Annotated in this window: 9 protein-coding genes; 2 read left to right on the top strand and 7 right to left on the bottom strand. The window is 38.1% G+C overall.

Annotated elements, in window-relative coordinates; translation table 11 throughout:
• The 5 genes from RM545_RS13765 to RM545_RS13745 all read right to left on the bottom strand — a co-directional run.
• Positions 1-536, bottom strand: a 536-nt coding sequence (locus tag RM545_RS13765; protein ID WP_311495861.1) for a hypothetical protein, incomplete at its 3' end; no start/stop codon positions are given.
• Positions 537-656: 120 nt separating this feature from the next.
• Entirely contained in the window at positions 657-1,490 is an 834-nt protein-coding gene (locus RM545_RS13760) for a VOC family protein (protein WP_311495860.1), read from the bottom strand.
• A gap of 300 nt (positions 1,491-1,790) precedes the next feature.
• Positions 1,791-3,056, bottom strand: coding sequence for a cysteate-C-fatty acyltransferase (gene capB, locus RM545_RS13755; protein WP_311495859.1), 1,266 nt, complete (start codon positions 3,054-3,056; stop codon positions 1,791-1,793).
• Positions 3,057-3,199: 143 nt separating this feature from the next.
• Positions 3,200-4,240, bottom strand: coding sequence for a cysteate synthase (gene capA / locus RM545_RS13750; RefSeq protein ID WP_311495858.1), 1,041 nt, complete (start codon positions 4,238-4,240; stop codon positions 3,200-3,202).
• A gap of 106 nt (positions 4,241-4,346) precedes the next feature.
• A complete protein-coding gene (locus tag RM545_RS13745; RefSeq protein ID WP_432264588.1) occupies positions 4,347-6,410 on the bottom strand; it encodes a S9 family peptidase in 2,064 nt (687 codons plus the stop codon).
• Positions 6,411-6,527: 117 nt separating this feature from the next.
• Here RM545_RS13745 and RM545_RS13740 point away from each other — a divergent pair, with 117 nt between their 5' ends.
• Positions 6,528-6,851: a YbaB/EbfC family nucleoid-associated protein gene (locus tag RM545_RS13740; RefSeq protein WP_311495856.1), complete on the top strand. Its 324-nt coding sequence runs from the start codon at positions 6,528-6,530 to the stop codon at positions 6,849-6,851.
• A gap of 263 nt (positions 6,852-7,114) precedes the next feature.
• Here the strand turns inward: RM545_RS13740 and RM545_RS13735 are convergent, their stop codons facing one another.
• The gene (locus RM545_RS13735; protein WP_311495855.1) at positions 7,115-7,630 is read right to left on the bottom strand and encodes a redoxin domain-containing protein; all 516 of its coding nucleotides are present in this window, start codon (positions 7,628-7,630) and stop codon (positions 7,115-7,117) included.
• Between the two features lie 1,132 nt (positions 7,631-8,762).
• On the bottom strand, positions 8,763-9,797 hold the full coding sequence (locus RM545_RS13730) for a threonine aldolase family protein (protein ID WP_311495854.1): 1,035 nt from the start codon (positions 9,795-9,797) through the stop codon (positions 8,763-8,765).
• 252 nt (positions 9,798-10,049) lie between these two features.
• Here RM545_RS13730 and RM545_RS13725 point away from each other — a divergent pair, with 252 nt between their 5' ends.
• Positions 10,050-11,516: a circularly permuted type 2 ATP-grasp protein gene (locus RM545_RS13725; RefSeq protein ID WP_311495853.1), complete on the top strand. Its 1,467-nt coding sequence runs from the start codon at positions 10,050-10,052 to the stop codon at positions 11,514-11,516.
• The last annotated feature ends 2 nt before the right edge of the window (positions 11,517-11,518 follow it).

Here is an 11,518-nt window from a genome sequence, read left to right as displayed (position 1 = left end):
TAAAGAAAAAAGGAGAGGTAAATAAAAAATCTGATTCTGTTTTTATTCGCAAGTGATAGCGCCAAATCCAGATTGGATTTTATCCTTTTATTGGAGTGTTCATAATTCATTACATAGTTAATTAATTTTATGATTTTTTCACAGAAAAGGGTTGTAAAAATTGTACCTATGACTAAAACTAAATACAGAATTGTTGCTGCGTTTAAAACAATTTCAAATAAATTTGAGATTAAAATAACCAGCTTGTATGTTCCAAAAAAAGGAAAAACAAAGGCATACATAAAAAAGAAGAATACTTCAATAAGTGGTGCAGTCATCATCAGAAGAGCAGCTGGTAAACCAATTATATTTTTCACTTGTTTAAAGACAACCCAGTCAGGAAGTATGCCGGCAGTCGATGAGATTGCTATATAATAAAGTAAGTATGAATAGGGAATTTCATTTTCTTCTTCATTATAACTTACCCAATAAGCCAATCCGAAAAAAACAATAGCAAAAGCTATGAAGTATATTTTCTTTTTAAACCAGTTCTTCATTTTTAACTTGTAGGCAAAGTCTCGTATAGAAACTGTGCGCAGGCGCAGGAAGCATTCACAGCGTTTCAATTTGACACCGGCTTTAGCAATGTTTTTATATTTTGTTACTACACGTGTTTATTATAAATATATAACCAGTGGTAATTCAGGTCTTAAATCAAATGATTTCTCCTGAACATTATTATCAAAATATAGTTCCATTAAATGTTCCGTCCCATTCTTTACAGTCAGGTTTTCAATTCCGTTAGCTGCTTTAATCGTTTCTGTTTTTAAATCTAAATCAGTTGATGTGATTAGGATATTTGTAATTTTTTTCGCTCCATTTGGATGCTTATAAAATTCTCGCCAAAGTGCGTATTCATCTGGAATATTTTTTAAGTCGGCTAACGTTTCAAATCTGTTTGATTCGATTTCGGGATAAACAACAAAAATCGAAGGTTCTTTTAGATGAGTTCTTGAATTTTTAGCTGAATATATATTCGCATTTTCCTCCATCCAGTCTTGATGATACCTTACTTTTTCAAATGGAATTTTTTCTACTTTATAATCTTTGACTTTTAAAGCAATACTAAAAGGTGATGCTTGATTTTTTTCAAAGTTCGCTCTTGCTCTAAAATCTAAATCTTTGTTTTTATTGATATTTTCCTCCAATTCGTTTTGGTTATAAACAAAAATTAGTTCCAGGTAGCCATTTAAAAAGTTAAAATATCTTCCTGCTGTTCCTTGTCCTTTATGAATTTGAGAAAGTGAATCAGGGATAGCAGTAAATCCAATTTGGACTAATTTTTCTTTTGCTTTTGTTGGGTTTTCAACCCAAATATTTAAATGGTCAACTTCTAAATCCGATGAAATATTCTGGGTTATTTCGTTCGTGTTATTTTGGTGTTTATTTTCTTTACAAGAATAAAACCCTAAAATTAAGACTAAAATTTTTATGTTATTACGAATGTTCATTTTTCAAATGTGTGGTAAGATATTATTTAATGCACCAGTAGATTAAATTTATAGTAAAACGTACTGATACACATTCTTAAGCTTTATCTCTACTAAACTAAAATAATCCCTCCAACAAACCACCTGAACTAGAGTATTTTAATCAACAGACTTACCAACAGGCCGATAATTGCAAAAATCGAGACCTCATCTTGAAATCGAAAAGCATCATAAGAAATAAGGCTGAGCTTTAAAAGCTTAAAAAAGAAAAAGGGCGAAAATGGCCATTTTCACCCTCTCCTCTAAAAATTGTAGTATATGTTATTCCTTTTCAGCAGCAGCCGCGGCTACTGTGGCAGATAATCTCTTGTAGGTTCCGTTTTCCAAACGTTCTCGTATCGCAGAAAAAGCCTCCAGGGTTTCTTCAACATCGGTAAGGTTGTGGGAAGCGGTAGGAATTAAACGCAACAGGATCATTCCTTTTGGAATTACCGGATATACAACGATAGAACAGAAAACACCGTGATTTTCCCTTAAATCTTTTACCAAAGCCATAGCTTCCGGAATACTTCCTTCAAGATATACAGGAGTTACACAGCTTTGTGTGTTTCCTATATCAAATCCTCGTTCTCTTAGTCCGTTTTGCAGCGCGTTCACGTTTTCCCAAAGCTTTTCTTTAAGTTCTGGCATCGTCCTTAGCATTTCCAGCCTCTTTAATGCACCAACAACCAGCTGCATTTGCAGCGATTTGGCAAACATTTGAGATCGTAAATTATATTTAAGATAATCTATAACTTCTTTATCTCCTGCTATAAACGCTCCTGTGCTGGCCAGAGATTTTGCAAAAGTGGCAAAATACACATCAATCTCGTCCTGTACGCCTTGCTCCTCACCTGCTCCTGCTCCTGTTTTTCCCAGAGTTCCAAAACCATGTGCATCATCTACAAAAAGCCTGAAATTGTACTTTTTCTTCAGCTCAACGATTTCCTTCAGTTTTCCCTGTTCTCCACGCATTCCAAAAACCCCTTCAGAAATCAACAATATTCCTCCTCCGGTTTGTTCAGCAATCTTGGTGGCACGTTGTAAGTTCTTCTCAATGCTCGCCATATCATTGTGCTTATAGGTGAAGCGCTGACCAATATGAAGCCTTACACCATCAATAATACAAGCGTGGGCATCTACATCATATACAATAACATCAGACTTTTTTACCAGGGCATCTATAGTAGAAACCATTCCCTGGTATCCAAAGTTTAAAAGGTAAGCAGATTGCTTGCTCACAAAAGAAGCGAGTTCATCCTGCAACTTCTCATGAAGATCTGTATGGCCGCTCATCATCCTTGCTCCCATTGGGTAAGCAGATCCATACTGTTTTGCCGCTTCGGCATCTATTTTTCGCACTTCGGGATGGTTCGCCAGTCCCAGATAATCGTTAATACTCCAGGTAATCACATCCTTTCCCCTAAATTTCATTCGGTTTGAAATCTCACCTTCAAGTTTAGGAAATACAAAATAACCTTCAGCCTGATCTGCCCATTTTCCTAATGGTCCTTTATCTTTGTATATTTTGTCAAATAAATCTCTCATTGATTCTTTTTTATACGAGTCACAAAAGTACTTAAAATCGCCTCAATTGCCCAAAGTTATTTGTTAGCCTTGGCAGAAACTTTTACAAACTAAAACATCCGCGAAAGGCGGATGTTTATTAATAATTTAAATTATAACAATGATTATTTTATAAATTCTATCTTCTGAACGGAAATCTCATTCTGAGTATCAAAAAATCCTTGCTCATTCATCCAGTCGTCGCTGTATATTTTACTCATATAACGTGAGCCGTGATCTGGAAAGATTACAACAACCTTACTTTTTTCATCAAATTCCCCATCTTCTGCCAGCTGAAGTATTCCCTGCATCGCTGCACCGCTGGTATAACCCAGAAGAAGACCTTCAGTTTTTGCCAGTTTTCGTGCTGTATGGGCACTTTCCTCGTCTGTTACCTTTATAAATTTGTCTATTACATCAAAATCTGTAGCTGTAGGAATTAGATTTTTACCCAATCCTTCAATCCTGTAAGGATAAATTTCTTCGGAATCAAATTCTCTTGTTTCGTGAAATTTTTTCAGAACAGAACCGTAAGCATCAACGCCAATAATTTTGACATTGGGATTCTGCTCTTTCAGATATCTTGCAGTGCCGGAAATTGTTCCTCCCGTTCCGCTGCAGGCAACAAGGTGGGTGATCTCACCGTCTGTCTGCTTCCAGATTTCGGGACCAGTAGTTTGATAATGTGCTTCCATATTAAGCTCATTGAAATACTGATTTATATAAACCGAGCCTTTTGTTTCTTCATGAATTCGTCGCGCAACCTGATAGTATGACCTTGAATCATCTGCCGAGACGTGCGCCGGACAGACATATACTTTAGCGCCCATCGTCCTGAGCATGTCTATCTTATCCCTAGATGCTTTAGAACTAACTGCCAAAATACACTCATATCCTTTGATGATGCTCACCATGGCAATACTAAAACCCGTATTACCAGAAGTAGTTTCTACAATGGTATTTCCCGGCTTTAAAATTCCTTTTCTTTCGGCTTCTTCAATAATATATAGTGCAATTCTGTCTTTGGCTGAGTGTCCCGGGTTAAAAGCTTCTACTTTTGCGTAGTATTCACCCTTAAGTTCTTCAGTAATTTTATTGATTTGTACAAGGGGCGTATTACCAATAAGCTGTAATACATTGTCGTACACTTTCAAATCTTCTTTCATAAATGAAGTTATTTTACAGAAAAAGATTTTATGAAAAATTAAATTAGGTCATGTAAACCGCAGAAATATTTCATAAAACCAATCAAAGTTAAGGCAAAAATTTTAATTATTCATTAATTCCCTCTAAATCCAAAAGAAAAGCGTACTCTTCAGCAACTTCTTTTAAAGCTTCAAATCTTCCGGAAGCACCTCCATGCCCGGCATCCATATTGGTATGAAAAAGCAGGATGTTATTATCTGTCTTTAACTCCCTAAGCTTCGCTATCCATTTTGCCGGCTCCCAGTACTGTACCTGGGAATCATGCAACCCTGTTGTAACCAATATGTTAGGATAATCCTGCGCCACAACATTATCGTAAGGTGAATAGGACTTCATATATTCATAATAACCTTCTTCATTAGGATTTCCCCATTCATCATATTCTCCAGTGGTAAGCGGAATACTGTCATCCAGCATCGTTGTTACCACATCTACAAAAGGGACCGCTGCAATTACTCCGTTATAAAGTTGCGGTGCCATATTAATAACAACACCCATTAACAGTCCACCGGCAGAACCACCCATTGCGTAGAGGTGTTTTGCTGAAGTATACTTTTCATTGATAAGATGTTTTGAAACATCTATATAATCTGTAAAAGTATTGCGTTTATTGAACAGTTTACCATCTTCATACCAGCCTCTTCCCAGGTATTCCCCTCCACGGATATGCGCAATGGCATAAATGAATCCGCGGTCCAGTAAACTTAACCTAACCGAAGAAAAATAAGGATCAATGGTAGATCCATAGGAACCGTATGCATATTGCAGCAGCGGATTTTCTCCGTTTCGCTCCATACCTTTCCTGTACACCATGGTGACCGGGATTTTGGTTCCATCTTCAGCAGTGGCCCATATTCGGTCTGATTGATAATGGTCTTTATCAAAATCTCCCAGCACCTCCTGTTCCTTAAGCACCGTTTTCTCTCCGGTTTCCATGTTAAAATCTACTACTGAAGTCGGCGTCGTAAGTGAATTATAGGTATAACGAAGAATGCTCGTATTAAAAGCTGGATTTATAGAAGTATAAGCAGTATAGGTTTCATTATCAAACGGGATATAATATTCCTCATTATTATCCCACCTGATTATTCTAATCTTATTGAGACCATTGTTCCGCTCCCCTACTACAAGAAAATCCTTAAAAATATCAATGTCTTCAAGCAGATAATCCTTACGATGCGGAATTACATCTACCCAGTTTTGCATCTCTGTGCGATCTACCGGGGTTTTCATCAGTTTAAAATTAACTGACTTGTCTTTATTGGTCAGAATGTAAAAGTGTCCCTCATAATGCGAAACGCTGTATTCCAGTCCTCTCACACGAGGCTGAAAAATTCGGAATTCCCCTTCCGGGTAGTCTGCTTCAAGAATCCTGTATTCGGTGGTAAGCGTGCTGCTCGATCCAATAATAATATACTTCCGGGATTTTGATTTATAAACGTATGCGTTAAAGGTTTCATCTTCCTCTTCAAAAACCAGCTGATCGTCTTCAGGATTCGTTCCCAGAATATGTTTGTAAATCTGAAAAGACCTCAGCGTCTGTTCATCTTTTTTGGTATAATAAAGAGTCTTGTTATCGTTTGCCCAGGTAGAACCTCCCGTGGTATTCTTAATTTCTTCAGGATAAAATTCACCGGTTTCGAGATTTTTAATACGGATGGTGTATTTGCGGCGGCTGACGGTATCGGTGGCAAAAGCAACCATCTTATTGTCCGGACTCACATTTAATCCGCCAAGACGATAATATTCATAACCTTCAGCCATTTCATTGACCTCAAAAAGAATTTCTTCCGAAGCATCTAACGATTCTTTTTTCCTCGAATATATAGGGTAATCCTTTCCTGTTTCAAAACGCGTGAGGTACCAATAACCATTCAACTTATAAGGGACAGACTCGTCATCTTCCTTAATGCGGCCCTTCATTTCATTAAACAATTCAAGTTGAAAATCCTTCGTATAGGCGGTCATTTCTGCATTGTACTGGTTCTCTTCTTCAAGATATTGGATCACTTCAGGATTTTCCCTTTCATTCATCCAATAATAATTGTCGATCCTTACGTCTCCGTGAATTTCCAGTCTTTTTTCAATCTTCTTAGCCTTTGGAGGCAATATTTCTGTCTTCAATTCAATTCTGTTTTGATGCGGCAAAGGTAAGCATCCTGACAAAATAAATAAGATTAGCCACTTAAGATCCTGATTAATCGGGTAAATTAGTAAATTTGTGTTTAACCATTTAAAAAGAAGACTATGTTTGGAGATATGATGGGTATGATGAATAAGATCAAGGAAACCCAGGAGAAAGTTGAAGCTACAAAAGAGCGGCTAAAAACGGTACTTATAGATGAAGAATCCAGCGATGGCCTATTAAAAGTTACAATTACAGCTACTAGAGAAATTAAAAATATCTCTATTGCAGACGAATTACTTGAGGACAAAGAGCAACTGGAAGATTATCTTGTGCTTACATTAAATAAAGCCATTTCCAGAGCTTCAGATGTGAATGAAAACGAACTTGGAGCCGTTGCCAAAGAAGGAATGCCAGATATTCCCGGCATGGATATGTTTAAGTAGAGTTCAAAGTTTGGAGTTCGGAGTTCGGAGTTCGGAGTTTGGAGTTTGGAGTTTGGAGTTCGGAGTTCGGAGTTTGGAGTTTGGAATTTGGAGGTTAAAGTAAAATAATAAACCCCAGGATTGGAAAATCTTGGGATTTATTATTTAACCTTTTCACTTTTCACTTTTCACTTTCCACTTTCCACTCTCCACACTCTTCACTTTCCACTTTCCACTTTCCACTCTTCACTTCTAACTTCATACTTCACACCTCATACTTCAAATCACGCTTCTCCCCTTGCAGGATAATCTTTTTCAAGGACAAAGTCTATAGCTTTTAAAAGTTCATCAAATTTTGGACGGGCGAAGGGCATACTTTGGATGGAAGCCGCATAAAGATTAAAATCGGGTTTTATAAGGAACAGTCCGGGTTCAAAGAAAACTTCGGGTTCTTCAGGTTTCACTCCTTCAGAAATATATAAATCCCACTTACGGGCATCTTCAGAAACCAAATCGTAGCCAATCGTTAGATTATCCACATCCCAATCCTGAACAGTTTTCTCCGCACGCTCCTTACTATCGCCACTTACGCAAATCACGCTCACTCCTTTATCCCGAAATTTGCCAATTTTCGTGTTTAATTCTTCAAGATATTTTTTACAAACCGGACAATGGAGTCCGCGGTAAAAGATGACCATTACAAAATTCTCAGGCTTTTGTTCCCGCAGTTTCCATTGCATTCCGTTGGTGGTATTTACAATAAGTCCTGGTGCTTCCTGGCGGGGTAATGTATTTTTCATTTCTTTTAATTTTGATTTTAGTCAAAATACATAAATGCTTTTTCATCGATGCTAAAAACCCGATAATCTTCTGTTAAGCTTTTTTTAAGTTCGGATTCGGATTCGGAGTTTGGAGTTTGGAGTTTGGAGTTTGGAGTTTTGGAGTTTATGCGATGCTGAAACAAGTTCAGCATGACAAAACCTATGCTACAGATCGATAATTGCCATTTTTGACCTGTCGCTTTCTTTCTTCATTTCGATTAAGGACGTTTCAAATCCGCCCGACGTGCCAGAAAACTCCGAACCACGAACTACAAACAATAAACTTTAGAAGGTCGATAATTGGCATTTTTGAGCAGTCTCATTCTTGTACATTCAAAAAATACTGCACGCAACGCACGTAACAACTCCGCCCGACAGTATACTCGTATCAAACTGTGCTAAATTTTCTATTCCGTGCCACTTACAAAGACTCCGAACCACGAACTACAAACAATAAACTTTAGAAGGTCGATAATTGCCATTTTTAACCTGTCGCTTTCTTACTTCATTTCGATTAAGGACGTTTCGACTCCGCCCGACGTGCCAGAAAACTCCGAACCACGAACTACAAACAATAAACTTTAGAAGGTCGGTAATTGGTATTTTTGAGCAGTCTCATTTTTGTACATTTAAAAAATACTGCACGCAACGCACGTACCGACTCCGCCCGACAGTACACTCGTATCAAACTGTCCTAAACTTTTCGATTCCGTGCCACTTAAAAAGACTCCGAACCACGAACTACAAACAATAAACTTTAGAAGGTCGATAATTGGCATTTCTGAGCAGTCTCATTCTTGTACATTCAAAAAATACTGCACGTATCGCACGTACCGACTCCGCTCGACAGTACACTCTTATCAAACTGTGCTAAACTTTTCGGTTCCATTGCACTTGAAAAGACTACAAACAACGAACTATAAACTACAAACTTTAGAAGGTCAATAATTGGCATTTCTGAGCAGTCTCATTTTTGTACATTTAAAAAATACTGCACCCAACGCACGTAACGACTCCGCTCGACAGTACATTTGTATCAAACTGTGCTAAATTTTCTATTCCGTTCCACTTGAAAAGACTCCGAACCACGAACTACAAACAAAGAACTTTCCTAAAGCTCAAGCTTTTTTATCACTTCAAGAAAGCGCTGGTGCATTTCTTCGGAATAATCCAGGTGTGTGACAATCCTGAGCTTGCCCTGCCCCATATTACTGATCCTTATGTTCCCTTTCTGAAGATTTTCCATAAATTTCGCTTCATCTGAAGGGTTTCTAAGGTAAAAAATCACAATATTGGTCTCAACCGGCTCTACTTCGGCAATATAATCCTGATCTCTTAATACTTCTCCAATTTCCGCAGCTCGTTTATGGTCATCAGCCAGGCGCTCTATATGATTGTTCAGCGCATAGATGCCTGCTGCCGCCATAAAACCAATTTGCCGCATGCCGCCACCGAGAACTTTGCGCACTCTAATGGCATTTTTCATAATATCATGGTTACCAATTAGCACAGTGCCCACCGGTGTTCCCAGGCCTTTGGAAAGACAAACCGAAATAGTATCGAAAATTTTCCCATATTCTTTCGGATCTTCATTTTTGGCAACAAGGGCATTAAAAAGTCGCGCCCCATCCAAATGAAGCCCAAGATCGTGCTCGTCACAAACTTTTCTGATCCTTTTAAACTCTTCAAAATCGTAACAGGCTCCCCCGCCTTTATTGGTCGTGTTTTCCAGGCAGACCAAAGTAGTGAGGGGGCTATGATAAAAATCCGGCGGATTAATATTTTCTTCTACCTGAGCAGCGGTGATCATTCCGCGATGCCCATCCACAAGTTTACAGGAAACTCCGCTGTTAAAAGAAGCTCCTCCCCCTTCATAATTAAAAACGTGTGCCCATTTATCGCAAATTAACTGCTCTGCAGGTTGGGTATGCAATTTTATAGCTGCCTGGTTGGCCATACTCCCCGTTGGAAAAAATAAAGCTTCGTCCTTCCCAAACATTTCTGCCAATTTTTGCTCCAGTTTGTTTACTGTAGGATCCTCTTTATACACGTCATCACCAACTTCTGCCGACATTATTGCCTGTAACATTTCCGCTGTTGGACGGGTAACCGTATCACTTCTTAGGTCTATTTCTTGCTCTTTCATTTGTAATTTTTTCTTTTTCCGTAGAAATATTTAATGCTGAATTTTTAAAAAATTATTCTCTTACTCCGAAAATGTTACGTCAAAGTTAGAGAAAAATGTTTTCCCGCAGAGGTTCCTATTCTATAATACAGATTATAAAAATTGCAATAAAGCCGCGTCTATATTGGAGAATTACTTATAAATACTGTAAATATTATCACAATAGCTGCTGCTAAAAGACTGAAAATTTGTAAATTATGAAAAAGAAATAACATGAAAACAGAACATAAAGAGCCTACCTTCTCCTCTTATAAGAATGATCCAAAATTTTATGATGAAATTTTTGATGAGAACAACAAGGTAAAGGATGTTTATAAGACGCTGTTAAATCTCTACAGCGAACATTCCCCACAGGATTTTGCACTGTTAAACAATAAAGCAAAAGCTTCTTTTTTTAACCAGGGAATAACATTTCAGGTTTACGGAGAACATGAAACGAAAGAGAAAATTTTTCCTTTTGATCTCTTTCCCAGGATTATAGATCCTGATGAATGGGAACATATAGAGAAGGGCGTTCTTCAGCGGAGTAAGGCTTTAAACGAATTTCTCTGGGATATTTACCACGACAAGAAGATTATTAAAGACGGGATTGTTCCTCTTGATCTAATAAACTCTTCAGAAAATTTTCTGGACCAAATGATTGGCCTTGATCCACCTGGCGGTGTTTATAATCATATCTCAGGAACAGACCTTATAAAGCATTCTGACGGGGAATATTACGTACTGGAGGATAATATTCGCTGCCCTTCTGGAGTGAGTTACGTGATATGTAACCGTACAGCATTAAAGCGCGCCCTGTTTGGTGTGTTTAATCATTACCAGACTCATACCGTTACGAATTATGCAGAGAATCTTCTGGAAATCATGGAAACAGTCAAGCCCCAAGGTGTAGATAGCCCAAATTGTGTGGTTATAACTCCCGGGGTTTACAATTCGGCATATTACGAACATTCCTATCTCGCCAAGGCCATGGGCGTAGAATTGGTAGAAGGCCGGGACCTTTTTGTGGAAAATGATTTTGTGTATATGAAAACAATTAACGGACCTCAAAAAGTGGACGTTATATATAGGAGAATTGATGACCAGTTTATAGATCCTCTGGAATTTAAACCTGATTCTGCTCTTGGTGTACCCGGTCTACTTGCTGCTTACCGCAGGGGAAATGTGACCCTGGTTAATGCGCCGGGTACGGGAGTTGCCGACGATAAAGCTGTTTATACTTATATGCCGCAAATCATTAAATACTATCTGGAGGAAGAACCTATACTTAAAAATGTTCACACCTATCACTGCAGCCGTCCCGATGAGTTAAAATATGTTTTGGAAAATGTTCATAAGCTGGTCATTAAACCAGTAGATGAATCGGGTGGTTATGGAATTTCCATTGGAAACAAACTTACCAAAGAAGAAATTGAAGAAGTAAAGAAAACCATTCAGGCAAATCCGCGTAAATATATAGCACAACCCATTATGTCTTTGTCTACCCATGCCACATACATAGAAGATGAGGAATCTTTTGAGCCCCGGCATGTAGACTTAAGGACTTTCACTCTTTTAGGTAAGGACAAATCTTTTGTTCTTAAAGGCGGTCTTACGAGGGTAGCGCTTCAAAAAGGAAATTTAGTAGTTAATTCTTCTCAGGGAGGCGGATCAAAAGACACCTGGGTTCTAAAAAAATAAAA

Origin of the sequence: Autumnicola lenta (assembly GCF_031846515.1) — a bacterium.
Taxonomy (GTDB): Bacteria; Bacteroidota; Bacteroidia; order Flavobacteriales; family Flavobacteriaceae; genus Autumnicola; species Autumnicola lenta.
This window is presented reverse-complemented; position numbering and strand designations above follow the sequence as displayed.